General features: G+C 39.6%; 33 protein-coding genes and 1 other annotated feature. Of the genes, 22 read left to right on the top strand and 11 right to left on the bottom strand.

Going from position 1 to position 26,266, the window contains the following annotated elements; translation table 11 throughout:
• Window positions 1-6 precede the first annotated feature (6 nt).
• Window positions 7-324, bottom strand: coding sequence for a hypothetical protein (locus IEV52_RS14295; protein ID WP_188403187.1), 318 nt, complete (start codon window positions 322-324; stop codon window positions 7-9).
• 191 nt (window positions 325-515) lie between these two features.
• On the opposite strand from IEV52_RS14295, the gene IEV52_RS14290 reads away from it, so the two are divergent.
• From IEV52_RS14290 to IEV52_RS14265, 6 genes are all read left to right on the top strand, one after another.
• Window positions 516-758, top strand: coding sequence for a zinc ribbon domain-containing protein (locus IEV52_RS14290; RefSeq protein WP_188403186.1), 243 nt, complete (start codon window positions 516-518; stop codon window positions 756-758).
• Between the two features lie 29 nt (window positions 759-787).
• The gene (locus IEV52_RS14285; protein ID WP_188403185.1) at window positions 788-1,078 is read left to right on the top strand and encodes a hypothetical protein; all 291 of its coding nucleotides are present in this window, start codon (window positions 788-790) and stop codon (window positions 1,076-1,078) included.
• Between the two features lie 15 nt (window positions 1,079-1,093).
• On the top strand, window positions 1,094-1,726 hold the full coding sequence (locus IEV52_RS14280; protein WP_188403184.1) for a pyridoxamine 5'-phosphate oxidase family protein: 633 nt from the start codon (window positions 1,094-1,096) through the stop codon (window positions 1,724-1,726).
• An 18-nt stretch (window positions 1,727-1,744) separates the two neighbouring features.
• Window positions 1,745-2,359 (top strand): FMN-binding negative transcriptional regulator, encoded by a 615-nt coding sequence (locus IEV52_RS14275; RefSeq protein WP_188403183.1) that lies wholly within the window; start codon window positions 1,745-1,747, stop codon window positions 2,357-2,359.
• Between the two features lie 95 nt (window positions 2,360-2,454).
• Window positions 2,455-2,796, top strand: a complete 342-nt coding sequence (locus IEV52_RS14270) for an LSm family protein (protein ID WP_188403182.1) — start codon at window positions 2,455-2,457, stop codon at window positions 2,794-2,796.
• Between the two features lie 234 nt (window positions 2,797-3,030).
• On the top strand, window positions 3,031-5,202 hold the full coding sequence (locus IEV52_RS14265; protein WP_229754299.1) for an FUSC family protein: 2,172 nt from the start codon (window positions 3,031-3,033) through the stop codon (window positions 5,200-5,202).
• A 21-nt stretch (window positions 5,203-5,223) separates the two neighbouring features.
• Here IEV52_RS14265 and IEV52_RS14260 read toward each other — a convergent pair whose 3' ends face one another.
• Window positions 5,224-5,742, bottom strand: coding sequence for a YfiT family bacillithiol transferase (locus IEV52_RS14260; RefSeq protein WP_188403180.1), 519 nt, complete (start codon window positions 5,740-5,742; stop codon window positions 5,224-5,226).
• Window positions 5,743-6,031: 289 nt separating this feature from the next.
• On the opposite strand from IEV52_RS14260, the gene IEV52_RS14255 reads away from it, so the two are divergent.
• From IEV52_RS14255 to IEV52_RS14245, 3 genes are all read left to right on the top strand, one after another.
• A complete protein-coding gene (locus tag IEV52_RS14255; protein ID WP_188403179.1) occupies window positions 6,032-6,541 on the top strand; it encodes a GNAT family N-acetyltransferase in 510 nt (169 codons plus the stop codon).
• 3 nt (window positions 6,542-6,544) lie between these two features.
• Window positions 6,545-7,030, top strand: coding sequence for a dihydrofolate reductase (locus IEV52_RS14250; protein WP_188403178.1), 486 nt, complete (start codon window positions 6,545-6,547; stop codon window positions 7,028-7,030).
• Window positions 7,031-7,095: 65 nt separating this feature from the next.
• Window positions 7,096-7,322 (top strand) — a binding site (T-box leader).
• A gap of 50 nt (window positions 7,323-7,372) precedes the next feature.
• The gene (locus IEV52_RS14245; protein ID WP_188403177.1) at window positions 7,373-8,176 is read left to right on the top strand and encodes a PP2C family serine/threonine-protein phosphatase; all 804 of its coding nucleotides are present in this window, start codon (window positions 7,373-7,375) and stop codon (window positions 8,174-8,176) included.
• Window positions 8,177-8,200: 24 nt separating this feature from the next.
• On the opposite strand, the gene IEV52_RS14240 is transcribed toward IEV52_RS14245, so the two are convergent.
• Complete coding sequence (locus IEV52_RS14240) at window positions 8,201-8,572, bottom strand: cyclic-phosphate processing receiver domain-containing protein (RefSeq protein ID WP_188403176.1); 372 nt, start codon at window positions 8,570-8,572, stop codon at window positions 8,201-8,203.
• A 392-nt stretch (window positions 8,573-8,964) separates the two neighbouring features.
• On the opposite strand from IEV52_RS14240, the gene IEV52_RS14235 reads away from it, so the two are divergent.
• The 4 genes from IEV52_RS14235 to IEV52_RS14220 all read left to right on the top strand — a co-directional run bounded on the left by IEV52_RS14235 (window position 8,965) and on the right by IEV52_RS14220 (window position 10,562).
• The gene (locus IEV52_RS14235; protein WP_188403175.1) at window positions 8,965-9,216 is read left to right on the top strand and encodes a hypothetical protein; all 252 of its coding nucleotides are present in this window, start codon (window positions 8,965-8,967) and stop codon (window positions 9,214-9,216) included.
• Between the two features lie 185 nt (window positions 9,217-9,401).
• Window positions 9,402-9,614, top strand: a complete 213-nt coding sequence (locus IEV52_RS14230; RefSeq protein WP_188403174.1) for a hypothetical protein — start codon at window positions 9,402-9,404, stop codon at window positions 9,612-9,614.
• Window positions 9,607-10,173 carry a GNAT family N-acetyltransferase gene (locus IEV52_RS14225; protein ID WP_188403173.1) on the top strand — a complete coding sequence of 189 codons (567 nt, stop codon included), beginning with the start codon at window positions 9,607-9,609 and terminating at the stop codon, window positions 10,171-10,173. The genes IEV52_RS14230 and IEV52_RS14225 overlap by 8 nt, the downstream gene beginning before the upstream one ends.
• A complete protein-coding gene (locus IEV52_RS14220; RefSeq protein WP_229754298.1) occupies window positions 10,173-10,562 on the top strand; it encodes a hypothetical protein in 390 nt (129 codons plus the stop codon). Before IEV52_RS14225 ends, IEV52_RS14220 begins: the two co-directional genes overlap by 1 nt.
• Here the strand turns inward: IEV52_RS14220 and IEV52_RS14215 are convergent.
• Window positions 10,555-11,532 carry a nuclease-related domain-containing protein gene (locus IEV52_RS14215; protein WP_188403171.1) on the bottom strand — a complete coding sequence of 326 codons (978 nt, stop codon included), beginning with the start codon at window positions 11,530-11,532 and terminating at the stop codon, window positions 10,555-10,557. The genes IEV52_RS14220 and IEV52_RS14215 overlap by 8 nt on opposite strands.
• A 363-nt stretch (window positions 11,533-11,895) precedes the next feature.
• On the opposite strand from IEV52_RS14215, the gene IEV52_RS14210 reads away from it, so the two are divergent.
• From IEV52_RS14210 to IEV52_RS14195, 4 genes are all read left to right on the top strand, one after another.
• A complete protein-coding gene (locus tag IEV52_RS14210; protein ID WP_188403170.1) occupies window positions 11,896-12,048 on the top strand; it encodes a DUF3934 domain-containing protein in 153 nt (50 codons plus the stop codon).
• A 115-nt stretch (window positions 12,049-12,163) separates the two neighbouring features.
• Window positions 12,164-12,565 (top strand): hypothetical protein, encoded by a 402-nt coding sequence (locus IEV52_RS14205; protein ID WP_188403169.1) that lies wholly within the window; start codon window positions 12,164-12,166, stop codon window positions 12,563-12,565.
• Between the two features lie 237 nt (window positions 12,566-12,802).
• Complete coding sequence (locus IEV52_RS14200) at window positions 12,803-13,528, top strand: hypothetical protein (protein ID WP_188403168.1); 726 nt, start codon at window positions 12,803-12,805, stop codon at window positions 13,526-13,528.
• A 3-nt stretch (window positions 13,529-13,531) separates the two neighbouring features.
• Window positions 13,532-14,275 carry a hypothetical protein gene (locus IEV52_RS14195; RefSeq protein WP_188403167.1) on the top strand — a complete coding sequence of 248 codons (744 nt, stop codon included), beginning with the start codon at window positions 13,532-13,534 and terminating at the stop codon, window positions 14,273-14,275.
• 44 nt (window positions 14,276-14,319) lie between these two features.
• Here the strand turns inward: IEV52_RS14195 and cphA are convergent, their stop codons facing one another.
• On the bottom strand, window positions 14,320-16,947 hold the full coding sequence (cphA, locus tag IEV52_RS14190) for a cyanophycin synthetase (protein ID WP_188403166.1): 2,628 nt from the start codon (window positions 16,945-16,947) through the stop codon (window positions 14,320-14,322).
• A 15-nt stretch (window positions 16,948-16,962) separates the two neighbouring features.
• The gene (locus tag IEV52_RS14185) at window positions 16,963-17,757 is read right to left on the bottom strand and encodes a cyanophycinase (protein WP_188403165.1); all 795 of its coding nucleotides are present in this window, start codon (window positions 17,755-17,757) and stop codon (window positions 16,963-16,965) included.
• A 270-nt stretch (window positions 17,758-18,027) separates the two neighbouring features.
• On the opposite strand from IEV52_RS14185, the gene IEV52_RS14180 reads away from it, so the two are divergent.
• From IEV52_RS14180 to IEV52_RS14165, 4 genes are all read left to right on the top strand, one after another.
• A complete protein-coding gene (locus IEV52_RS14180; RefSeq protein WP_188403164.1) occupies window positions 18,028-18,522 on the top strand; it encodes a competence protein ComK in 495 nt (164 codons plus the stop codon).
• Window positions 18,523-18,634: 112 nt separating this feature from the next.
• Window positions 18,635-18,955, top strand: a complete 321-nt coding sequence (locus tag IEV52_RS14175) for a hypothetical protein (protein WP_188403163.1) — start codon at window positions 18,635-18,637, stop codon at window positions 18,953-18,955.
• Between the two features lie 39 nt (window positions 18,956-18,994).
• A complete protein-coding gene (locus IEV52_RS14170) occupies window positions 18,995-19,321 on the top strand; it encodes a hypothetical protein (RefSeq protein WP_229754297.1) in 327 nt (108 codons plus the stop codon).
• A 60-nt stretch (window positions 19,322-19,381) separates the two neighbouring features.
• Window positions 19,382-19,858, top strand: coding sequence for a hypothetical protein (locus IEV52_RS14165; RefSeq protein ID WP_188403161.1), 477 nt, complete (start codon window positions 19,382-19,384; stop codon window positions 19,856-19,858).
• Window positions 19,859-19,899: 41 nt separating this feature from the next.
• On the opposite strand, the gene IEV52_RS14160 is transcribed toward IEV52_RS14165, so the two are convergent.
• The 4 genes from IEV52_RS14160 to IEV52_RS14145 all read right to left on the bottom strand — a co-directional run bounded on the left by IEV52_RS14160 (window position 19,900) and on the right by IEV52_RS14145 (window position 24,757).
• Complete coding sequence (locus IEV52_RS14160) at window positions 19,900-21,339, bottom strand: sodium:solute symporter family protein (protein ID WP_188403160.1); 1,440 nt, start codon at window positions 21,337-21,339, stop codon at window positions 19,900-19,902.
• A gap of 39 nt (window positions 21,340-21,378) precedes the next feature.
• Window positions 21,379-22,722 carry an aspartate aminotransferase family protein gene (locus IEV52_RS14155; RefSeq protein WP_188403159.1) on the bottom strand — a complete coding sequence of 448 codons (1,344 nt, stop codon included), beginning with the start codon at window positions 22,720-22,722 and terminating at the stop codon, window positions 21,379-21,381.
• Between the two features lie 81 nt (window positions 22,723-22,803).
• Complete coding sequence (locus tag IEV52_RS14150; RefSeq protein ID WP_188403158.1) at window positions 22,804-24,177, bottom strand: sigma-54 interaction domain-containing protein; 1,374 nt, start codon at window positions 24,175-24,177, stop codon at window positions 22,804-22,806.
• A gap of 157 nt (window positions 24,178-24,334) precedes the next feature.
• Window positions 24,335-24,757, bottom strand: coding sequence for an organic hydroperoxide resistance protein (locus tag IEV52_RS14145; protein ID WP_188403157.1), 423 nt, complete (start codon window positions 24,755-24,757; stop codon window positions 24,335-24,337).
• A gap of 159 nt (window positions 24,758-24,916) precedes the next feature.
• Between IEV52_RS14145 and IEV52_RS14140 the strand changes: the two genes are divergently transcribed.
• The gene (locus IEV52_RS14140; protein WP_188403156.1) at window positions 24,917-25,360 is read left to right on the top strand and encodes a MarR family winged helix-turn-helix transcriptional regulator; all 444 of its coding nucleotides are present in this window, start codon (window positions 24,917-24,919) and stop codon (window positions 25,358-25,360) included.
• Window positions 25,361-25,441: 81 nt separating this feature from the next.
• Here the strand turns inward: IEV52_RS14140 and IEV52_RS14135 are convergent, their stop codons facing one another.
• Window positions 25,442-26,209, bottom strand: coding sequence for an alpha/beta fold hydrolase (locus IEV52_RS14135; protein ID WP_188403155.1), 768 nt, complete (start codon window positions 26,207-26,209; stop codon window positions 25,442-25,444).
• Between the last annotated feature and the right edge of the window lie 57 nt (window positions 26,210-26,266).

Genomic DNA, 26,266 nt, shown 5'->3' with positions numbered 1-26,266 from the left:
TTTTTTCTATTTAGGTTCTTTTACACTAGCAATCTCAATCTTTTCAACAAACATATTAAAGACACTGCGCTTTTCATCGAGTTTCTTGAGCTGCAGTCTCAGCTCATTGTACTTTTCTTCAAAAGGCTGCTGATACGTCTTCTTAATATTCTTAATCATTTCTTCGTTGATGGTAGATTGGATGACTTGTTTCGTGATACCAAATTTATAAGAGTATAGCTGAAGTTCAGTCTTTACTTTCTCGTATTCTTCATCTATTTCTTTCTTTTGATTCTCGATCTCTTCTTTCCATTCAATCAGAGCATCCTTTACATACGGCTCCATTTTTTTCCTCCTTACAGAGTTCGTTCTTACGTCTTTTCCTTTTATGTACTCTATACACTATTTATAATGACACGCTCATTTATGGGGGTATTTTCATGCATTGACTAAGTTTTTCCATGGACATATGATGAGGATAGCTTATGGGAACTTTTGTCTTTTGTAACCGTAATTAAGAAAAGGAGATGATGAATATGAGTAGAGTAGAAGAGGCGGTTAAAAATAAATTCAAATGTAACAAATGCAGTCATACACGATGCAGAACAAAAGAACTGGCCATGACAGGTTCAGGGATTAGTAAGTTTCTAGACATTCAACACAATCACTTCTTATTTGTTTCCTGTGAGAATTGCGGTTTTGTTGAAGTGTATGATCCGAATGTACTTGAAGGTAAAAAGGGGCAGTTAGGTTCTGTATTGGATATGCTCTTCGGATAAATTTAGAAAGATGAGAGGTGTTGTGTCCAATGCCGGGAATTGGGTGGCTGTTTGTCGCAATTGTATTAGGTGGCATTATTATAGGTTCGCTGATTCAAAAATATCGTTATCGAAACATGAAGCTTATCTACACGGCATTTGGACAGGAGAACTATTTTAAGGTGATATCTAAATTGAACAATGATGGTGTGAAATATAAGGTCAGAGTACCAGGACAGAATTTTGGTGTGAGTGAGAGGTCATTTGTCGACAACACCCAATATGATATCTATGTTAAAAAAGAGGAAGTACACCGAGCGGGAAATGCCTTGCATAGATAAGGAGATGGAGCCACGATGAAAACTTTATTCAAGAACTATGTCACTAGTCAGGAAGAACTAAGAGATATGCTTGGAAGTCCTAGCCTGAGGGGTCAAAATAAAGTTATTTCACGAATTGATAATCATTGCAGGGTCTTTATATCAAAGTCTCCTTTTTTGGTGCTGGCAACCTCTGATGCAGATGGTAACTGCGATAGTTCGCCTAGAGGTGACGCGCCAGGGTTTGTTTATGTTGCAGATGATCAACACCTGATCATCCCGGATCGACCAGGAAATAAAAGGGTAGATTCAATGTTTAATATACTGAGTAACCCTAAGGTAGGTTTACTGTTTCTGATTCCAGGGATGGGTGAGACATTACGTATTAATGGGCAAGCCTTAATTATTAAGGATGAAGAGATTCTTGAGAAGATGGAAGTTAACGGGAAAGTACCACACTTAGGTATTGTTGTAAAAGTCGATCAATGTTTCATGCATTGTGCAAAAGCCTTCAAACGATCTGGACTATGGAACCCGGAAAGCTGGAGCGGCAAAGATGATTTGCCAAGTGCCGCGAAGATACTGGCTGCACATGTAAATCTGCCTGGTATGACAGAAGAGCGAATTGTTGCAGATCTTGAAGAAGGCTATAAGAATCGTCTGTATTAGAAGGGAGATTTCGAAAAAATGTATGTTCCTAAAATGTTTAAAGTATCTGATATCCAAGAGATAAAAGAGTTCGTTCAGCAGCATTCGTTCGGAACTCTTGTCACCATCCAAAAGGGAAGACCGATCGCAACTCACATTCCTTTAGTGCTTGATCAAGAAGGAGACGACCTATTCATAACGGGGCATATGGCATTAGGAAATCCGCAGTGGAGAACACTTCATGAATGTGATGAGGTACTGGTTATGTATCAAGGTCCTCATGCTTATATATCCTCGTCATGGTACGGTCATGAAAACGTTCCTACTTGGAACTATCAAGCTGTTCATATGTACGGAAAACCTCAAATTTTAGAAAAAGAAGAGTTAAAGATAGTAATGAAGAATCTATTAAAAAAGTACGAAAGCCAACGAGAGAACCCTGTGCTCTGGGAAACCGTATCACCGGAACTATTAGAGAAAGAGCTAAAGGGAATTGTAGGGTTCAAGATCAAAGTGACCGAAGTGCAAGCCGCATACAAGTTAAGCCAGAACCGAAATGATGAAGATTATAAAAATATAATGAAGAAACTAAATGAAGAGAAAGACGCAACTGCACTAGAGTTGTCGAGTGTTATGAAAGACATAAAAAGATAATCATAACTTTTGTCGTATTTAAGCAATTGAGCTAGTCACCAATTGGTATATGTTGAATATGAATGGTAGTGAATCATTTTTTAGGAGGAACTCTTTTGCACTACGGCAAGGACAACGTGAATGCTGGGTATCATATGCCCAACGAAAATTACCATATGAAAGATGGACATCATCCTATGATGGACATCTGCAAGAACAGAGTAGGTCAAAACTGCGAGGTTGAAATGTCTAACGGCAGGGTCTACCAAGGCAAGATCCATAGCTATGACAACGAGAACATGTACCTCGTGATGCAGACACAAGATAGGGAAGAGCGAGCGTTTGGTTTTGGCGGAGGATTTGGTTTTCCGTTCTTTGCAGGCCCTTTTTTCCCTGGATTTGGTCTTTTCGGTTTCCCTTTCTTTGGAATTCGCAGATTTAGACGTTTCTGGTGGTAATTGTTAAGAAGCCCAGTGAGATTGCTGGGCTTTTTTTATTTGATTAAACCATACAGAATAGGCTGTAAAAGTGTTTGAATAGTTTCTTGGACATAATAAATAGGGAATGAAAGATAGGGAATCCATCTTCTCAAGATTTCTTTATAACCAATAAAAGCCTCTAGGCCGTTAACTTGGTATACAACCTAACACATGATATTATTGAAAATTATAGTTTTCAGAGGGGGTGAGACAGTGAGACAACTGCATAGAAAACATCGTTGGGTTGCTCGATTGTTGGCAGCAGACCCTGGCCATGTGCGTCTCCAAAAAGCGGGAAGAGCAACGGCGAGTTTGATCCTGTCCATTTTCACGACACTTCTTATCATGCGTTTTACTGGTCACTCAGGAGATATCACTCCTTCAATTGTGTCTGGCATGCTTGGACTGATGGGTATCATGGTTGTCATGGATGATACAAAGCAAAAGATGAAGATCACCACATTATTACTTGGCATCTCGGCCATGTTCGGAATTTCGATTGGTTCCATGGTTGCTGGCAACGCTTATTACATAGATATCGTCATGATTATTAGTATTTTTAGCAGCTTCTATTTTTCCAGATTTGGTTCGCGTTATTTTTCCCTCTTCATGATTTTCTTTTTGACCGTCTATTTCTCATCTGTTTTGAAGCTATCAAGTGCGCAGCTTCCATGGTTCTACATAGGGATCTGGTTAGGTATTGCTTATGCGTTTTTGTTTAATTTCTTTCTATTTCAAGATACGGCTAAAAACTTGAGAAGAAGCCTTCATTCTTTTCATATACAAAGCAATCTAACGTTAAATCTATTAATTGAGGCCATGCTAGATAAAGAATTTATCCCAAAGCGGAAGGTAGAACTAGAGAGGCATATTGTTAAGTTAAGGGAATACGCTCTAATCGTTTCTGGATACATCGATGCGGATGATGTTCAAAAATTGTGGCCTGGATTACTGCCGAATCAGCTGCGGTTATATGTATTTGATACAGGCATGTTAATCGAGACGTTAACCCATTCGATTTATAGTCTAAAAAAAGCAGAGGCTCTCGAACTAGAAGATGTCAAACAGTTACTCATTTCAGTGACAGAAGCGATAAGGGATGCAGAAGTACTTGCTCCGAGTGTAAAAGAACAAAACATTGAACCTGCTGAAAAAGCTGTACAGCGACTTCGTTTACTGATTATAGATCTTTTCGGCCGTGACGAACAGCCAAAAGGGTGGATCTACTTGATTCGACGCATTGAATCTATTGCCAATCATGTGATTGAAGGAGCTGTCACGATACAGCATTCTCTTCATTTTCATCAAAGAGGAGAAGTGCTGTCAGACGTGCCTGAAGAAGAATCGAGTGAGAAAGAATCTCCAAAAGAGGAAGGATTGAAGCCTACAACAAAAAAAGCGTACCAAGCCCTCGTAGCTGGTATTCTTGCGATTATCGCGGGTCAGATCATTTCACCTACTCAGCCTTACTGGGTTCTTCTTACCACATTTGTCGTCTTACTCGGTACTGAGTCGATCGGACGTATTTATACAAAAGGCTATCAGCGTTCTTTAGGAACGATCATTGGTGCTGTAATTGGTTTTACTTTTGCGAAGCTTCTTTCAGGGAACTTCGTTTTGGAACTGATCTTTTTGTTTGTGGTTGTTTTCTTGGCTTTTTATTTGTTAACGGTTTCTTACACCTTAATGAATGTGTTCATCACAATGCTGATTGCTTTTATGTATGACCTTTTATTGGGAGGAATTACGTTTACTTTAATCGGAGCCCGTGTATTAGATACAATTGCAGGTGCTGCTATTGCTTTAGGGGTCTCATTCTTCATATTTCCTAAAAAAACGAAGGATAAAGTGGCTGAATCGATCGGTGAATTTTTCGGAGAGCTTACACCGTTTGTAACCGAGTACGTAAGAGGATTTAGAGAAGATGTGAACATAAAGGAGCTTTCAGAGTGTGCTTTTCTATTGGATCAGAAACTTCAAGCTGTAAGAGAAGAGGCTCAATCCTTTTTGCAGCGGCCAGGCTCTCCCATATATACTGACATGACAAGATGGATGACCATGCTGGCTGCCATCAACTATTATGCAAGACACCTAGTGGCATCTGCATATCGGAAAGGATTCGAATACCCAGATGAACTGGAAAAGGTCTTTCAGGAGATTGAAGAAAAACTAAAGCATAACATCGACCATGTAACTAAATTGATAAAAGGCAGTGAGCAGGAGTGTGTTCTGCATGATCTTGATCAGGAGCGTGAACAGGTCGAGCGTCTTGCACCAAGCCGCAAGCAGTCTCATCGTGACCTGATTCACCATCTTTATTACGTATGGCGGATCAATCAATCCATTGTAGCATTAGGAGACGAGTTAGGAGCAGGGAAGGAGTAAAAATACTTCTTCCCTATTATTTTACCAGCCTTTTGTTTGGATCAATGATGTAATATGTGCTGTGTGATGTTTACCATGCCATGCGTAGATTCCGATATTGGTTCCAACAGAGACCTCACCGGCATCAGGGTGTATAAAGGTTCTTTTTAAATCAGCTGGGGTAAGATTCTTTAACAGTACGATCCAGCGCTGATGTAGAGCATCAAGCAAGTTTAAGGAAACATCAATCGAAAGTTTTGAATCGGGAAGCTCTGCCCATCTTGCTTCTTCATAAGGTTTAATAACCGGATTTTCTTCTGTTACAGCCAATTTGAACCGGATATAAGCGTTCATATGACTGTCGGCTAAATGATGAACAACTTGCCGGACGGTCCAGCCGGCAGACCGATAAGGTGTATCAAGCTGTTGCTCGTTCAGATTCTGTACAGCAGTCCTTACTTTTGATGGCAGCTCCTCAATGTCATTGATCCATTGCTGAATCCATTCATTTGTGATGGTTCCTTCATGTTGAAAAGTACCAATTGGATAGCTTGCGTTCATGGATACGCCTCCTCTTTAAAATATGACAAAAGAAGTCATGTAAACGGGATACTAAAGACTAATCTCTATTCATTGTAAGGGAAAGGGGACAGCAAAATGAAGCTTTAGTTAGTTAAGAGCAAAGCGTTTGAATCGGGATTAGTAACAGTCACCTTTAAAACAGTGTAAGAGTATGCGGCAATTCCTATTTGGTGTTGTTGTTTTTTTAGAAGGAATGCTGAAAGCTGAAGCGAAGATAACGTATTAGTAATAGAATACGTGGATGGAGGGAGACCTCAAATTGAATATTATGAAGAATTTAGAAGTTAAAAAGGCATCTCGTGGCGACGTTGAATACGTCATAAGCCTGCTAAAAGAAGTTGCTCAATGGTTGAAAAGCAATGAGATTAAGCAATGGAGTTATCTTCTTGAAGGCGGTGAAGACGAGGAAATCAAAAAATCGATTCAACAAAACGATACGTATCTCGTTTTACAAGAGGGGGAACTGATTGCAACCTTCTCCTTATCTTCAGAACAAAACGAGTGGGATCATCATATCTTCGGAAAGGATACCAGTTCGGATTCTTTGTACTTGCATCGTTTAGCTGTACGTCCGGCCTATATGAATCGAGGTATTGGAAAAAGAATCTTGCGATGGGTTGAAGAGAACAGTCAGAGCAAAAAGCAATTCTTAAAGCTAGATTGTGTGGCAGACAATCCGAGACTCAATCAGTTCTATCGAGAAAGTGGATTTGAGTACTTAGGTGAAACGGATAATCATTGCAAGTATCAAAAAGCTCTCAGTGTGGAAGCGGGTTAATGTATGAATGTATCACTAATTGCTGCAATGGATGAAAATAGAGTGATCGGAAAAGATAATGACCTGCCATGGAGGCTGCCGAGGGACTGGCAATATGTCAAACATCTAACGATGGGTAAACCTATTATCCTGGGAAGGAAGAATTTTGAATCGATCGGAAAAGCTTTGCCTGGGAGAAAGAATATTGTGCTGACGAGAGATCGTGATTTTTATGCTGAGAGTTGCAAGGTTGTCCATTCTATGGAAGAAGCTTTATCAGCATGTACGGATGAGGATGAAGTCATAATCTTTGGCGGCGAACAAATCTATAAAATGTTTTTACCACTTGTCACAAAAATGTTTATAACAAGGATTCATCATGCCTTTGAAGGGGATACCTTTTTCCCGGATGTTAATTACAATGAGTGGAGTGAGATTTCAAAAGAGAAAGGAATTACGGACGAAAAAAATCCGTATTCGTATACGTTTTATGTGTATGAAAAGAAATAGAAACAAAAAAGTGATATTGACAGAATCTTCTATTACCAATACGATTAGTAAAAGTTTTCCAAATACTAAACGCTATGAGTAGGAGTAGTAAGGAACTTTCTGTTGTCTAAAGAGCTGTTGATTTGGTGGAAAACAGCTAACATTTTTCCCGAAGTCGCCTAGGAGCAGCCAGACTGTTATGTAAGTCTGGACGGTTAACCCCCGTGATAAGGTCATAAAAAAGGTTTACATTTTCTTTTTCTGTAAACCTAGAAGAGTGGTACCACGTTAGGAACAGCCTATCGTCTCTTTCTGAGATGGTAGGCTTTTTATCTATAAGGGAGAAAGTAGAGGAGGGGGCGGATGAGCATTCGTGAGTTAAAGTGGAATGGCAGTGAAAAGCATTTTGTAGATGAATTAGACGTGGTTCAAATAAATAACGTTACGGTTGGAAGATTTGGTGGTAATTCGTCTGCTGGTCAGTATAAGAACGAAGATGGCTGTTTGGTATGGACAAACGAAAAGGAGAATTGGGAATTTGCTATGTTGCTTGAGGGACATAGAACGGCCAAAAGTGTAGAACTCGTAATTGAACAGTTCTACAGAATGAAAAAGGACATTACAGATTTGCTTGCACAATCAGCACGCTCAACACTTAAAAAAATGGACAGGCTGATCTTGGATATTTTCGAAGAGCCAAGTTTTATGGAGGCTTGCCGGAAAACGACTGGTGAAACGGCTTGTCTTATTGTTATACGAAAAGAGAAGTATCTATGGTGGTTTTCAATTGGAGATTGCATCTTGCATCTATTTCATCCAGAACTTATTGCACTTGGAGAGAGGCAGCTGGTACAGAGGAGTTTTTACGAATGGGTGGGAGAGGTGAACACGTTTGAGCTTCCGGTTCCTTGTTACAGCACAGGAAAGAAAGAATTGAGGCAGGGGTTGAATCGTATTTTTATAACAACAGATGGGTTAACAGAATGCCCGGGTGTTCCTTTTGAAGACCCTGCTTCAATTGAGGAAACGTTAACAGAAGTTGGTATAGAAGTAGGTGTAGAAAAACTGTTAACTGCAATTAAAGAAAACAATGTAAGGGACAGTACGACAATTATTGCGTGGTCTGTAGAAATTGAGGAAACAGCCAGTATGCCGAGTGATTTGTAAAAGCTGCTCCCTCGTATTGTAAAATTATTTTATATCTAAATAGTGTTGGAGTACTCGTGGTGGGATGTATTTGAGAGGCAGAGGGCGTAAGGAGACTATGATAGATCCAGGCATGAGAAAGTTTTTTTGAGCTTGTTTGAGGCAATTGTACATATTCTTGCCCCCTACTGAATTGGCAGAGTGGATCGTGATGCGGTTTGCATAAAGTTGTTCATCGACCATCATTTCAACAAGCATCAGTCCGTTTCTTGTTTTACTTATTAAATCGTGATCCAGAGACAGGTGTTCAATTTTATGCTTCCTTAAGAGTGCCATGCATTCATCTATGGTTTCGACGTAAACGTACCCTTCAGGAGGGCTGCGGTAATCATCCAAAAATACACTGATTTTCTCCATTTCTTGCACTCCTTCCCTAGACGGAGGGTGACTAAGAAAAGTCGAGAGCCCCAAGTTTTTATTATATGACTATTATAACATAGATAGATTTTTTATCTCAAAAAAAGTCCAAAAACGCATTAAGTATCTACTCTAAGCGTGTAATCAAATCTCCTTATACCTATTGATCATCGAATGATAGGTTGAGAGCTTTTCCTAACATTGTTCCAAACTTAATAAATCCTCTACCCCTTGAATTGTGGAGAAAGTAATACTGCTGTCTTTTTTATAGGATACCTCTTATGATTTTTACCAAAATATTCATATAATTATGGTACACTTTTTTTAGTACAGAGGAATATGGAGCCGAAACAGCAATCCATAGAGCAGTGAAGAATGAGGAGAGTGACTTCATGGGTAACGTGGATAAACGTAAACGGCTGGATGAAAAAGTTTTTTCTTATCAAATCACAAAAAACAATACAGTTTTTATTGAGTATCATGGTAAACAGGTGATGGTAGTAAAAGGGAAAGAAGCCGAAAAAATCATCAAAAGAATTGACGAGGCTGCGACGGATAAAGATATCCAGTTGATACTGGCAAAAGTAACCGGGAACTTCAAACGGGGTAACGAAAAGGATCCCTGCAAAAGGGCAAAGGGGTAAGAACATACATAATTTGTTTGGGGCTTCCACTACTGGCGGTTTGAAGGAGGCGATTTGAATGGAAATATGATGGGGAATGGCTGCACCTGATTAAAAAGGTGCTATTGAAAATGAAGGAACTCGCAACGGAATGGGGAATTATAGTGTGAGCCTGGCAAGTTATAAGTAGTTTGGAGGGAACCGGAATGACGGTTGTTGGTATCATTTTTTACGCTGTTGTTTTTGGTCTAATCCTTTACCGCATCTTATTTAAACGTAAGATGCCCTCTAATAAGTATACGCCTTACGATGACATAACGATGGGGCGGCAGATTAATGTAATGAAAGATCAACCCGTCTATGACACGAAACATGCGATTGAATACACAGAAAAAAAGGAGACAAATTACAATGAATGAAACATTAGAAACAAAGTTTAAGTTATTTGGAGAGAATATCCATATTCGATTACTGACTGTAGAAGATGCAGAGGAAATGGTAAGACTTCAATTAGAGAATAAGGCTTTTTTTGAAAAGTTTTCTATGCAGCGCAACAATGATTTTTACACGGTCGAAAACCAGCGCCAACGTATACAGACGCTGATGGAAAACGCAAAGCAAGACTTAGATTACTATTTTGGTATTTTTACAAATGATGAAGAGCGTTTGGTAGGAACGATCAACCTTTTCTCTGTTATCCGTGGCTCAATTCAGAGTGCTTTTGTCGGGTACTTTTTAGATCAGGAGCATAACGGCAAAGGGTATACGACAGAAGCGGTAAAATTGATTGTAAAGTATGGGTTTGATGAGCTGAAGCTGCACCGTGTTGAGGCAGGTGTAATGCCTCATAATATCGGTTCCATTCGTGTCTTAGAAAAAGCAGGCTTTGAAAAAGAAGGACTTGCCCGCAAGAATGTAAAAATTAACGGCAAGTGGGAAGACCACCAGCAGATGGCGATCATTAACCCAGCAGACTGATGCGAAAATGGGGGGTCACGTTTTTTATAGTGGCTAGTTTAGCAGGGTGCAGGGAGGATGAAAAGTTAGTCAGGGTTGATTATCAGAATAGTGAGCTGCATACGAGTGATGGTCAGATGATTACCGAAACCGAGCAGGTGCGAAAAATAGGGGAGCTGTTTGAAAAAGTGGATTGGGAAAAAGGTAATGTAAAGGTCCAGATGAATCGGGAAGAAGACCTGAAATTAACTTTTTTCTATCGTTATGATAAAAATATGCCAGAGAGATTGGAAGAGTTTGAGATCTGGTTTAACGATGGTAATCCTGTCGAGATAGTGGACCAAAATGAGCATCGGTATGGGAAGCTGGGTGCAGCAGATGGCCAAAAGTTGGAGGACGTGATTAAGTGATGAGGGAGTCGAGGTGGTAGGTTCTTGCCCTGCGCGATGTTCCTGAATAGGAAAGGTTTAGGGAATTTAATAGATAATAAGATTGATCACTTGAACCTAAGTTTAGGTACTCTTTACATTGCTTATTTGTAATTTGTGGAGAGCGTAATAATGCATAATCTCTCAAGGTAAACACATGTGCATTTTTTGATCGGCTACCACATTTGATACACGTCCAGATTGCTGCCTTTCGCTCCATCTGATAATTGTGTTTACAATCTAAACATAGTACCCCACTAATTAATTCACCAGGTTTAATTTCAAGGTTTTTTAGTAGATCTGTGTTGTAAGGTTCGTTAAGTTTGTTTAATAGCTTGTTAATTTTTTTCATTTCTCTTATAGTGATCAAGGTTTCACTATACTTTCTAGTAAACTCATCAAACTTGTTCTGGAGTTTGTGGCTTTTTATAATCAAAGTTAACGCTTCCTTATAATCTGGAGAACATTCGATATATGAGTTTTTATTGCTTATAACCACTAGAGGCTCGATAGGGATTTGGGGAAAATTATGATTTCTTAGAACTTTTTTTAGGTGATATAGTTGTCTTTTTATTTGCTGAATGGGATCATCGAAGAAATCTTTTTTCTCGTTTAGTGTGCGTATTAGTTGACCAAACTTATCATCAAAGTAAAGGTGTCCCGTATAATTCTTTATTTCAAGCAGTATGAAGAACTTTGAAGTCATTACTAGTGTATCTATTTGAAAGTAATAATCCATATGGAAGATACGGATATTGTGTGTAAATATGATCTCCCTTTTAGGCAAATATCTATAAAAGTAGTCTAATGCTTGTTCTCCCATAAAGCCTGACCTGAACTTGCCAAGCTGCTCTTCTACTATTGCCCTCTTAGAGTGATGAGGTGGTAGCCTTCTTAACAATGCCTCTAGTTTTTGGATAATTAGTGGTGTATTAAGTTGTTTTTTAATCATAAAAAACCTCCTTTTTATAAAAATTAATTTTAGCAACAGCTTTAAGTAATACAAAATACAAGAAAAGGACAAATCGAGGTCTAATCTGATCTGTGTTCGGAATATCCCTACTCATGATCACGGAATAATCGATGTTAATCACGGAAAAAATAAGGATTATCACGGAAAAATGAAAGGCAATCACGGAAAAAACAGGGTCAATCACGGAATTTATAAAAAATGCTTGAAACGATCAAAGAATTTAGCCCTTTCTACATGAAATGCCATCCTAGATCAGCCATCAACTACCTTCACCACGGCAAATGTAGTATAATTCAGGATACTGCTCAAAACTGAGTACGAGAACGTTCATGGAGTGATAAAATGAGTAAAGCAAAAGGCAAGAAGAGCGGGGTTGGTCAAGGAACTGGCAAGAAGGGCTGGAACCGATGGAAAGCCAGCAGCAAAAAAAAGGGGCCAAAGCCCTATGTGAGTAAGGGAACAAAAAAGCCGGACAGCGAAAACGAGACCAACTAACCAAATAAAGCATCTAACTAAAAGCCACCTGATTAAGAAGGTGGTTTTTATTATGGAATAATCGAGCGCTCACCGCCATAAGATGAAGTATTAATTGGTAACGGGGGGACGAGCTGTGACTACGCAAAAAACAGACTACACAATCTCAGAAGACTTAGTCATCAAATACCAGGCACTAAACGAGAAAAAGAAAGAGCTCGAAAAAGAACTTGAGGAGCTCAAGAAAGTGTTTCACATTTATTTTGACAACCTGGTCGGACAGAACCAGAAGGGTGAAGTCACCGTCAACAACTACAAACTGCAGAGGCAGATTCGGAAATCAGAAAAACTTCACGACGAGAAGACGGTTATTCGACTCACTGAACTCAACATGACAGATCTTATTCACCACGTCCCAAGACCGGATGAGGAAAAGGTGAGATCAGCCATAACGCTGGGCTTATTAAAAGAAGAAGATCTCGAAGGATGTCTTATCAAAAGCGCGTCTCAAGCGATCATAGTAAAAACGCTTAAATAAATGGGAAGGATGACTTACTTGATAAGTCATCATATTAATATGGAGGGCGCTACGCTCATGCAGGGGAATCACACGGCTGGTTAAGCATAAATAGAAACAATGAGCTCAACAGGCATATCGCCTTTGAGCTGTTTTTATGAGGAGGGATAGCAGCGATAAGAATCCTATGTAATAATTGTTATTATATTCAATTACATACATAGTTTGGATATACATGTAGTTTTACAGGAAAAGGGAGTGCTGGTCATTAATTTCTACTTCGTTAATCATTTTCCATCAGTTCTTATGGACATTATAGCTTTTATCATTATTGCTATTCTGGCAAATCGGATTTATAAGAATCAGGAAGAAAAGCCGAAGATCTGGAAAGTGCTGCTGATCTTGTTTATTGGGCTGTTTGCATTTTCATTTACGCTGCCTGTATATGACACTTTTGTGAAAATACCCATTCTGCCGCTAGGCGTCTGGATTCTTTATTTTGTCTTTCGGAACAAAGTGGAGAAATGGATGATGTACCGCAGGTTTGCATGGTTAGGTTTCCTGGCAAACTTTATATTTCTTGTAGCAGCTTTTGCATCTTTTCCGATAGAAGAAGCTTTATATCCTCAAGATAAGCTTTCTACGTATATAGCAAGAACAGACCAAGCAAATATATTTGCCCTTCATACATCAGCCAAAGAAGCTACTTTAAAAAAAGGAGTACTCAACAAACAATTGTCTGAAATGCAACCAGAGCCCATAGATAGTCAACGATGGTACAACGATATTGTAAACATCGATGTACCTCAAGAAGAGCGTAAGGAAAAATTCCCTTTTCAAATCATGGGCACAGAACCTAGGTGGGGAAGCGCTTTGAAAACTGCCATTTTTGTTGAGAGAGATGGAAAAGGCCTTTTAATTACAACTCAAAAGAAACAATATTATTTCCGATCAAACGAGTCGTTAGTAAAAGGGGTGGAATAGATAGTGAGCAAAAAACTCTTATTTATAATAGGGATTCTATCTTTCTGTATTACAGCAGGTGTGTATTGGTATTACCTTTCAGAACCTAGTACTCTTCCAAAAAAAGAAGAACTTAAAAACCGGATCAACCGTGTGTATTCTGATACAGAAGTAGTTTCCATCCAGGACACCATTTTATTGGATAGCCGACATTTATATGTACCTTTTATTTCTAAAAATAATGATTACGGATCTAGTTTTTGGGTTTGGAAAAAAAGAAAGTGGGAAATAGAGGCACTAAATGATGTAGGGCAGCCGATCCTTTGGAAGATTGATAATAAAGACCCTTCTTCTTATCGTATTGTTTGGAACATTCACCCTGAGGATCAATTTAAAGCCGCGGAATTCTATTTGAGTCGTGATAGAGGATATGAAATAACGAATGGTATTGAGTTTTATTATCCAAAAGTGCAATTAAATAAAGAGTTTACGCTGTCAGAAAAATCCTATAGGATAAAAAAACTGCCAAGAAATTGGGCTTCAATTATTCAGTCGACCAATAACATCCATAACCCTGATCGGATGTCTATATTGGATGGGGATAATGCTGAACATTCTCTATTAATAGCTTGGAAGCCTGTTTTTGATAAGAAGAATGGAGATGATATCTTTTCAAAACGCTCGATCAGCGGAGGCGGATTTTCAAATGGAGGAGACTATGACATTATTAGCTTAGTAGAAGAGCATCAGTTAGAGAATCAGCAATAAAGTAAAAAAGTGCAGCTCCCTGTTTTAGGGAACCGCACTTTCTTTTATTCCGCCTTCTGCAAAATACCCATTGAATTGGAGTTTATGATCTTTTGGAGAATACCTTGTACGGAGGTGTATTCGTCATAGAGAAAAAGGATTGTATCACCAGGCTCGGAATTTTCCCAAGCCTGTATGAAAGCTTCTGCTTCTTTCGGATACACTGAAACGGATGTCGATCCTCCCGCTTCTTTAACACCTGTATAGAGAAGATGAACGGTCTCACCTGGAATGCGGCCTCTCAGGTTCACATCTTCTTTTATAATAAAAATATCTGAATGGCTGCCAAAAATACGGCCCATCTCCCGAATCGTATTGTCCTTTCTGTCACCGGCTGCTGAGCCAACTGTGATTACCCGGCCGCTTTTTAAATGATCTACCGTTTCAAACAAAGCCCGTAAACCAGCTGGATTGTGTGCATAATCAACGACAATGGTACGACCATGAATATTTAGAACGTTGAAACGGCCACGATTTTGGTTTTCGGTTGAAAGGAACGTAATAACTTTGCTGCGTAACTCAGATAATGGGCGACCTAAAGAATGTGCAGCAGCGAGTGCACCAAGTACGTTTGCTATGTTATGTCGGGCAGCACCGTTAATCGTAATGGGTATGTGAGAAACAGGAAGAAATCGTTCTGCTTTGCCTTTTTCGTTGTAAACAACCCAATCGTCTTCTAAGTACCACACTTTTGATCCTTTTCTTAATTTTTCTTGAATGACAGGATTCATCACAGATAAAGAAAAGAAGATTACTTCGCCATTCGTGTGGTTTGCCATATCGACACATCGCTCATCATCAGCGTTCAATATACAAGTGCCTTCAGGAAGGACGACTTCAGCAACCGTTTGCTTCAACTTTTTAAGATCTTCTAACGTTTCTACACCATTTAACCCTAAGTGATCCTCACTGACATTGGTTACAATTCCCACATCACAATAACGGAAGGCAAGCCCTTCACGAAGCATACCGCCCCGAGCTGTTTCGAGTACCGCAACATCAACAGCAGGATGAGATAAAATTTTACGAGCACTTCTCGGGCCGCTGCAGTCACCTGAATCAAGCTGTTGATCGCCAACCCAAACGCCGTCCGAGCAAGTGAACCCAACTGTTACGTTCTCTTTTTGTAAGAGATGTGAAACGAGACGTGTTGTTGTTGTTTTACCATTCGTTCCGGTTACAGCCACAATCGGAATGGCCGCTTCTTCTCGTGAAGAGAACAAATAATCCACGATTGCCCCTCCAGCATCTCTGCTTTTTCCTTGAGAAGGATAGAGGTGCATACGTATGCCCGGAGCAGCATTTACTTCTAGTATTGCGGCTTCGCCTTCCACATATGGAACGGTTACATCGCTCGATAGGATATCGATGCCTGCGATATCTAGTCCTACAGCCTCCGCCGCTTCTATCGCCATTTTACGGTAATCTGAATGTACATCGTCTGTTACATCAATAGCGGATCCGCCTGTTGAGAGATTGGCATTGCCTAAGACTTCTACAGACTCTCCTTTCTTCAATACTGACTCTAAAGAATAGCCGCTCTTTTCTAGATGCACAACAGTTCTCTCATCCATGGGAATTTTGCTCATGGCTTTTTCATGACCTTCACCACGCAAAGGGTTCTGGTTTTCTTCTTCGATCAGTTCACCGATTGTTTTATAGCCATCACCTATAACAAATGGAGGGAGACGAAGACTTGCCGCAACAAGTTCGCCATTTACGACGAAAAAGCGATAATCATTACCAGCATAAAAGCGTTCTAAAATATAGGATGTACCTTCATTGAATACACAGTGAAAAGCAGCAATAAGGTCTGTATTATTCTGTATGTTGGTTACAATATTCTGACCTTGTCGTCCGTTAAGCGGCTTGATCACAAGAGGATAGCCAATCTTTTCAGCTGACTGAAGCAATTCATACTCATTAGAGACCACGTCACCTGACGGGACAGGGAGACCATACCCCTTTAACAAGTTCTTCGTCATATCTTTATCACATGAATTTTCGACAGCCAGGTAAGACGTTTGCGAAGAAATGGTTGCTTGTACTGATTTTTGCTTTTTACCGGTTCCAAGTCTGAGATAACTGTTTGTTCCAATCCGTTCCACTGGAATCTTGCGTTGTCGGGCAGCATTGTAGATCGCCTCTGTACTCGGGCCTAGTTTATGCAGATGATATAGGTCTGAGGTGTGCTGGATATAAGGGGCAGCACTGATTTCGTTCCCACTAATGATAGCGGTTACAATCTCAAGTGCTGCTTCAAATGCGTAAAAGCCTGACTTAGCTTCTACATAATCATACGTAACATAATAAATGCCCTTTCGTTCACTTGTAATGGTCTTTCCGCGTTTTACGGAAATACCAGCAAGATGCTGAATCTCAAGTGCGATATGCTCTAAAATATGACCCATCCAAGTGCCTTCATTCAGCCGTTCTACAAACCCTCCTGCATAGCCTCTAGAACATGTATGTGTATGAAGAGAAGGGATTATTGTTAACAATCTATCTGTAAATCCTGGTATCAAGTTTGATGGTTTTTCCTCAAATTCTTCAATATCAAGTTCAATCCAGATCGTTGGTTTAAAGCTGTATAGATTTGGTCCCGTTAAGTAATTGACGCGATTGATTTTCATTAAGACGCTCGCTCCTTAAGTGATGATTAATTCTCGCTTGTATAAATCGAAAACCGCGCCCGCACCCAGTGTATGGAAGCGGATATCGGATATGGTCATGTTTCCTTTGTTCTCGGCAACATCTACATAAGTGGATGTTTTACCATCAAAAATGCTGACGTTGTATTCACCGATTACTTCGAATTGTTTGCCATCGTTGTGCACCCAGATCGCCGTGTTTTCATCAATACCGATGCCGATGATCTGAGGGTTCAATGCAATCGCTCTCATAAGTCGGCTAAATCGGTCACGCTGAGAAAAGTGCTGGTCAATAATAACGTCCTCTAAAAAGCCGAAGCCTGATCCCATTTCGAGAATGGAAACGTCCTCTTTTTCAAACAGCTTTGAAGAAATGATCATTAGTCTGCTCATAACAGCAGCACCGGCACTTGTTCCGCCGATGGTCAACCCGCTCTTCCATTCTTGAAAGAGGTGCTTATAAAATGTGGTACCACCTAGAATGCTGGTTAGTCTTAATTGATCACCGCCTGTCATAAACAAACCTGACAGGGAAGCAAGCTGTTCGGGTAATGCTGGGTCTTCCGCTTTTTCACGGGAATCCAAATGGAAAAGCAGTGGCTTAGTGCCATGTAAATTCTGAAACAACTGATAGTATTCACTGCCTACCTCTTCCGGATAGCCGGATGCTGTTGTCAAGATTCCAATTGGACCTTGACGATTTTTACATAGTGCAGCGAATCGGGATAGGATGATTTTCTTATCGCTTTTATCCTCATTGCCACCAATGATCAACAGATCACCTTTTGCCATTTCTCATCAGCCTCTTATTCATTAGTAGTAGGAAAAACAGGTCGAATCGATCGTCCATTTCGCCCTGTTATGTATTCCACGTTTCGTCAGTATTCAAACCATTTTGAGTAATTTTTTTCTAATTATTTAAATAGTTAAAATTTTTGTAAAAATAACTAGATTCCTGTCAAAAGACTTAGTATAATTTACCTATTGGGAGTTTTTTACTTTCATTATTTATGTAGGAGGGAGGAGCCAGGGTTAATTTTAATTAAAAGGGAGGATGTATAAATGGAAAAAACATTACTTCTACGTTCTTACGAAATTAATATGAGCACGATGGCACTTCTGCCGTTTTATAACGAATACGGAGATGTGCATACTGAGGTCTTGGAATCTGAGAAGAACGAGAGAGTCGCTCTTAGTCCCATCAAGATCATCAATGAAAGCTGTTTATTCTTTGGTTCTAGTTACGAAGGCAGGCGAGAAGCTGTACGCCGTTCAATGGGCTATGTGAGTTTATCCCCAATCATGATTAACCTCGAACTTGGCATTTTCTTTTTTCCTGTAGAATCTCCAAAAAATGAAACGTGTATCTGGTTATCTCAAGCGCACGTTCAACGGATCGATTCTATAGATTCTGATACATGCAGTGTCCACTTTAAAAACACCGCAAACTTAATATTACCCCAATCTAAATATGCATTAGAGGCAAAGCTTTTCCGAACCGCTCAATATCGGTACATTTTAAGTGAACGGGTCAGCGAAAGAATTATGAGATATTGATAGTGAAATAGAATACCAGAATTAATGCCCGATGCAGATTGAATGCACGGGCTTATTTTAATGGAACTTTTTTCCTTTTGCGCCGTATAGTCCATAAAAGAGGAGGGGTTTGATGAAAAATATGATCATATCGGTTGTTACTCTAATGTTTATGGTTGTAATGAACTATGTACTGGCAAATGTTTTAGGATGGAATTTTATTGATCTTTCCTTATTTGTAGGTTTAGCGTTCGCTCTCATCATTCGTTTTTTTACCTCAACAGGGGGATTGTCCTCCAACATGGTCCGAGTACAGGTTCAATCGATGACTGGTATTAAAGTGGAAGAAGAAAAAGAAACATTCAAACCAACGTATGCATTCTACACAGCCATTTTTTATACTGTGGCCGCACTTATTGGTGTCTTGATCTATTACAAAGACTATTTTATTTAAAAGAAAATGAATGCACGCTACAATATAAAAATGGCAACAATGTATAGTACATTTGTTAGAAATAGTACAGGAGCGTGCATCAGATTGAATTTGCGGTTTGGACGTTTGTCTTTATGGTTTTGTGCAGCAGGTATACTTTTGACGGCATGGCCGTTTATTGTTCGTGATTCAGTAGCTCAGCAAGTAGCGGTCTTTCTTTTTGCTGGGATCATGTTATATTTTATCGGTGTTATTTTAAGTATTATTGCGATAGTAAAAAAGGAAGCAGGTAAGAGCAAGTTCTTTGGAGTATTCTTCATTTTGCTGATCGCCGTCCTTTCTATATTCAGCCTTCTGCTGTTATCTTTGGGGATTGGCGGAAAATAGCTTCTCACTGGTAACTTTACTCCCTAATAAAGCGACTGTAACAAAAAGGGAGGCAGATCAATGAAAAAATGGACAGCGGTTCTAGCCTGGTTGTTGGTCATTTTAATAGCAGGTTGTTCAGGTGGGAACGTAAACGGAATGACGGGTGATAAACCGCCTGCAGCATTTGTGGAAATACAAAATAAGAAATACGAAACGACACTCGGTACTTATTGTTGGGATCATGGTAAATCTGCAATGTGTGTGGATACAGCTGGTCCTGTTGAATTATTGGAATGTGAAAAGGTTATTCAGGTAAAGCCAGGAGAAGAAGTCGCTTTTCATATGAATTACAGTCCTGAACCAAACGAGATCCATGTTACCCAGTTTAGTGGAAATCAAGAAACAGAAGTAAACGTGAAGAATAACCGATTTAATGCACCTCTAGAAAAAGGAACATACTATTATTCGTATGGTGTATGGTGGATGACCGATAAAGAAAAACATATTTCAAATGGAGATGCATTCTATGCTTTTGCATTAGAAGTAACCGAATAACTAGGAAAAAAAGCCTTCCAACAGGAAGACTTTTTTGTTTTTTATGCTTGCTTTCTTTCTTCTTCCAATTCTTCATCATCTTCACCTTCATCAAAAGGTGTATCGAACTCAGAAGTGGGTGCAGTGAATAAGGAGATCCCAATTATACTGATAAGACCTGCAGACATACCGTAAAGTATTGGATTTGTCGATGTAAGTCCTTCAATAAAAAGACCAGCCAAAACCACAATGGTAGAAATTAAGATGGCATAGAAGCCAGAATTAGGCGTTGCTCGTTTCCAAAAGAAAGTCATAACGAGCGGGATGAAAATCGCACCAGAAAGAATCGCGTATGCTACATCAAGAGCGACCAATACATCTTGAATCCAGATAGAGAACGTAATGGCGATCAAACCAATAAATAGAGTCGTGATTCTAGAAGTGCGAATCAGTTGTTTATCGGTTGGGTTCTTAAGAAAGTATTGTTTTAAGATGTCATTTGTAATTAGGGTTGAAGAAGCAAGAAGCGATCCGGATGCTGTTGACATAAGAGCGGAGCACACACTCGCTAGTACAAGTCCTAAAATTCCTGTTGGCAAGATGGTAAGTGCCATCTCGGCAAACGTATTTTGCGGGTCATCAAGATTTGGCAGCACGATAAAGGCACACATCCCGATGATGCTTCCAGCAATCGCATATGCAAAGCTATAAATACCAGCAAAGATCGAACCATTTCTAGCAATTTTGCCGGATTTTGCTGTAAATACACGCTGCCAGATATCTTGGGACACGACCATTCCAAGGGCAAACAGTAAGAAGTATTGGAAAATCTGCTGATAGCCGATCGTTGAGAAATCCAAATGCGTTTTTGGCAGTTCCGTTAAAAGATTTCCGAAACCATCAACTTTAGAAACGCTCATAGGCAACATGATAAAGAAGATGCCGACTGTCATCACGACAAACTGAATGATGTCTGTAACGGTAACACTCCACATTCCACCTAAAATGGTGTAGAAGAGTACGATTCCGCCGCCGACAAGCATAGAAGTCGTGATATTCCAGCCTAAAAGTACGTTTATAATCGTACCCATCCCAATCACTTGAGTAACAGCAATCATCAATGTGTAGATGGAAGCTACAATCGCACTCAAAAGACGTGTTTCTGATTTGTATCGTTTTCCTAATAATTCACTGATCGTCGTAACTTTTAACGAATCAATCTTTCTAAGAAAAATAGTACCTAATAGAATAATGCCTAAACCAATCATAGATACAAACCAGATGCCTGAGATCCCAAACTGATACCCGAGCTTTGTTGTTCCAATCGTTGCTGCTCCACCAAGAATAACAGCAGATAAACAGCCAAGATACATAAACATCCCTAAGTTTCGTCCTGCCAGGTTGAAATCCTCAGATGTTTTCGCTTTTGTAGAACCGATTATCCCAGCACCAATCAAAACAGCAAAATACAAAAGAATAATAACCGTATCTAATGCTTGCATCGTAATAGCCCCCTTTAATTAAAAAATGAATTGCTGTTATTACACATTTTGATAGTTTCCGCTCATTTGAGACTCAAGTTCAGCTTGATGCTCATGAAGAGCTTCTTCAAGGACAGCAAGCCCATGATCAATTTGTTCCTGGTTTATCGTAAGTGGAGGAATCATTCGAATGACTTCACCGTGGTTTCCACAAAGATAAAAGAGCACCCCTTTTTCCAGACACTTATCAAGAATTGTCATCAGAGCATTGCCGTCAGGCTTGCCTGTAAACGGATCAACGATTTCAATCCCAATCATTAAACCAAGTGCACGGACACTGCCTATCACTGGATTTTGATCCTGCAGCATCTTCAATTTTTGGTATGCATAAGCACCCATGTTTTTCGAGTTTTCTACTAGATTTTCTTCTTTTAAAACCGAAATCGTAGCTAAAGCGGCTTCGCAAGCGATCGGGTTTCCGCCAAATGTTGTACCGTGACTGCCGAGCGGCCATTGTTTCATCAGTTCTTTAGAAGCTACTGTCGCACTTAAAGGCAATCCTGAGGCGATTCCTTTTGCAATGGCCATAATGTCAGGCGTAACTCCAAATGTTTGGGCTGCAAACCATTCACCTGTGCGGCCGAATCCTGTTTGTACTTCATCAAAAATGAGAAGAATGCCATGTCTGTCGCAGATCTCTCTAATCTTTTTCAACCATCCGCTTGGTGGGATGATATAACCGCCTTCACCAAGAACCGGTTCAACGATCATGCATGCTACTTCTTCTGGTGTGACTTGGTGATTAAAGAGTGTTTCAAAATCTTTTTCGAGCTTTTCAATGACGTATGCCTCAGGATCGGCACCGCTTGGACAGCTCTTTACATCCGCATAAGGAACTTGATAGGCAAGTCCGTTTGGCTGAAGAAACTTACGATATTTGCTCTTGGATGTGGTAACACTCAATGCCCCATGTGACCGGCCATGAAAGCATCCGATAAATGAAACTACATAAGGTCTTTTTGTCACGTGCTTGGCCAGTTTGATCGCTCCTTCAATCGCTTCTGTACCGCTGTTCGCAAAGAAGAAGCAATCAAGATCGCCTGGCAGAACATCTGCTAGTTCTTTGGAAAGCTGCAGAATCGATTCATACATGATGACACCTGAAGGACCATGCATGAGGTGGTCAGCAGCATCTTTAATAGCCTGTACTACTTTTGGATGACGGTGGCCTGTGTTGGCCGTGGCGATACCTGACGTGAAATCAAGGTACTCTTTTCCATCGAGTCCATAATAGTAGCAGCCCTCCGCTTTTACTACAGGCAGATTCGGATGATCCTTTGCCATACTTGGTGCTAATAGGTCGGGCATCTCGGTTACAAGGTTGTTCCAGTTGTTCGTTGACACGATATTACCTCCTTGAATATTCCTCTTGATGTATAAAAACTTTTCTTAGAGAATATCCATGCAAGTTCCGTGCCAAAATGTTTAAATAATCTGATATTTTTTCATCTTTCTTACAATAGAAGGCTGACTTGTGCCAAGTGCTTTTGCCATGCCAACGGTTGTTTTGTATTTTTTTCGCGCCTTTAATAAAACTTGTTTTTCTGTTTCCTCTACTATTTCTTTAAGTGTTTGAGCATTTAAAGAAGGGGCAGAGGGGGACAAATCTTCTTTTAAATGATCAGGAAGCTGGTCGACTGTAATAAGCGTGGAAGGGGAGATAACGACTAAACGTTCCATGATATTAATCAATTCACGTACATTTCCTCTCCACTCATAATGCAAAAGGTGATGGATAACCGCCTCATCTAGCTTTTTACTTCGGTTGTATTTCTTTTCAAATTGCTCCAGCAAAAGATGGATCAGAGGGACGATATCCTCTGTTCTTGTGCGTAGCGGGGGAATGGTAACAGGCACAACGTTTAGACGGAAATACAGATCTTCCCGGAACTTCTTCTCTTGAATAGCGCTTTTTAAATCCTTATTAGTTGCTGAAATAAGACGGAAATCGACATTGATCGGCTTTGTTCCACCCACGCGATAGAACTGCTTCTCCTGAATAACTTTTAGAACTTTTACTTGATGGTGCAACGGGAGTTCTCCGATTTCGTCCAAAAAGAGTGTGCCTTTATTTGAAAGTTCGATAAGCCCCACTTTTCCTTTTTGATGGGCTCCTGTAAATGCCCCTGGTTCATAGCCAAACAATTCAGCTTCGAATAGCGAATCGGGGATTGCACCGCAGTTTACCTCAATGAATGGGCCCTTAGATCGGTGGCTCTTATTATGTATAAATTTAGCTAATAATGATTTTCCAACCCCCGATTCACCTAAGATTAATGCATTCACATCAACTTCAGATAATTGAAGAGCAGTAGCGATTACTTTTTTCATATCTTCACTGTTGGCGATGATTCCTGCGTCATGCAGCTGTTTACTTCTTAGCAGGTCAAGCTCGGTTTTTACCCGATGCATTTCTTCTTCCATCGTAATCAGAAAATCTTTGTATTCAGCTAGTTCAGTAATATCATGTGAGTAGCTTACGACTCTGTATAACTCGCCTTTTTCGTTATAGACGGGAATGCCGGTAACAAGAAGCTTTTTACCTTTATTCGTTGTTTGAACAAAAGTGATTTTCTTATTTTCTTTAACGACCATTGGGGTTAGGATCGGCGTAAACAAACCTTGAGCCTCTAGATCATAGACTGATTTTCCGATCAAACTTTCAGAATCTACTCCGTAAATTTTACCGGTCACTTCACTAACCTTAAGAATAATGCCATCAACATTCGTTACTAAAATATCATCCTTTAATGAATGCAGGATCTGCTCATTTTCATTCCAGGTGTTAGGATGGCTCATTAAACTTCAATCCCTTCCGGTTATTCAATTCTGAATAATTATTTATTTATGAATAATTATACAACGGCTCTTGAAAGTTGGATACTGGCTAAAGGAATTAATTTTAAATAAAAAAGAACATAAAAAAGGACCATGTCACTGGTCCTTATAGTGGTGATTAAAATAATTCAGTTTTTAATTCAACATCAATGTTGCCGCTTGTTGCTTTAGAATACGGGCAAACACCGTGTGCTGTTTTCACTAGTCCTTCTGCTTCTTCTTGTGTTACACCATTAATCCCAACAATCAAAACTACAGCTAACTTAAACCCGCCATCAGTATCTTTTCCAAGTGATACTTCAGCAGTTACCTTAGATTCAATACGCTTTTTTGCTTGTCTCGCAACTAAGTTTAGGGCTGAATCAAAGCAAGCGGCATATCCAGCTGCGAAAAGCTGCTCTGGGTTTGTTGCGTTTTCGTTTCCTGATCCGCCAAGTGATTTTGGCATAGCAAGTTCATGGTTTAATACACCGTCGTCACTTTTAACTTTACCTGCTCTGCCACCTTCTGCAGTTGCTTTTGCTGTGAATAGCTTCTCCATCTAAAAACACTCCTTTTTTATGGTGCGCAAAATTAAATTGCACACAATGTAAATAACGATTTTATCATACCGCAGACTTAACAGTGTGTCAAACAATTTAATTGCGTGAAATTAAATTGTGGTATAATAAAGATGATAAAGTATGAGAAAGGAGTCGTTATGAATATCGATCAACTAAAACTCGAAAATCAAATATGTTTTAAGATCTATACAGCAGAACGTGAAATTACAAAGCTGTATCGAGATCTTCTGCATGAATTAAACGTGACATATCCGCAATATTTAGTATTGCTTTTATTATGGGAGAAGAATTCATTATCCGTTAAAGAATTAGGACAGCGTTTGTTTTTAGATTCGGGCACGTTAACACCGATGCTTAAACGTATGGAAACAAACGGACTGGTTGAAAGAAAACGGTCACTAGAGGATGAAAGAAGTGTGATTATTTCATTAACTGAAAAAGGCAGTGCATTAAAAGAAAAGGCGGCATGTATTCCAAGTCAGCTAATTGAAAACATTTCGATAAAAAAAGATGAACTTACACTGCTGAATCAAACACTGACAAGTATGCTGGAGCAACTGCAGAATCAATCCGGTAAATAGAAAATGATCCAGTCATGTATTCTATAATAATCAAAATAACGCTCAGCCTTATGTAGACTGAGCGTTTCGTTTCTATTCACTTCAGGATTTTTGTGTCATAAAATCAATAATGAACCGATTTAGTTCATTTGCTGCTTTAGTAGGGAGCTGGTGTTTAACAGAATCGATCATCTTCAACTCGTTATGCTTCAAATGTTTATGCAGTAATTTAGCATAAGGGTGAAACTGTCGATCTTTTTTTCCATAGACGAGCAGCACGGGCAGATGAATGTTCTTAAGCTGATTTGTACAGTTAAATGCTAAACTATAAGCATAATATTGCTCGATATTTACAGCATTTCCCTTGAGTGATGAAGTTAATAATAGCTGGAACATCTCTTTATTGTTTGAATTCGTCTTAGAAACAGATAAGGCGATGAGTGGTACGGCATCTTGTTCTGCCATGGATCTGCCTAGCTCAATCTTATCTCTTAGTGCGCCATGAGCTTCTGACATGCCGCTCACGACGATGCCGCCAAGAGCGCGTTCAGGTGATTGAAGTAAAAATTCCAGAACAATCGATCCGCCTGTAGAATAGCCACAAATGAAAGTCTGATCAATTTCAAGATGATCTAAAAGCCGTTTTATATCATCAACAATTAAAGGATAAGTTAAAGGCACGCTGGAAAACTGACTTCTTCCGTGACCTCTGATATCAAAAGTGATGACTTTATAGCTTTTGGATAATTCGGATACCTGATAGGTGAAATTCTCAGAGGTAAGGAGGGGTGGATGAATAAAAACAATAGGAATTCCTTCTCCATTTACCTGATAGTATATAGATACTCCTTCGGCTTCAAAGAACGGCATGACTAAACACCTCTAGCTGTTTTTCGACTTAATCTCCTTTATTGTGTCTTTTCTGCT

Source organism: Fictibacillus barbaricus (assembly GCF_014635025.1).
GTDB lineage: Bacteria > Bacillota > Bacilli > Bacillales > Fictibacillaceae > Fictibacillus > Fictibacillus barbaricus.
Note: the sequence above shows the minus strand (reverse complement) of the source record. Positions and strands in the feature narration are given on the sequence as shown.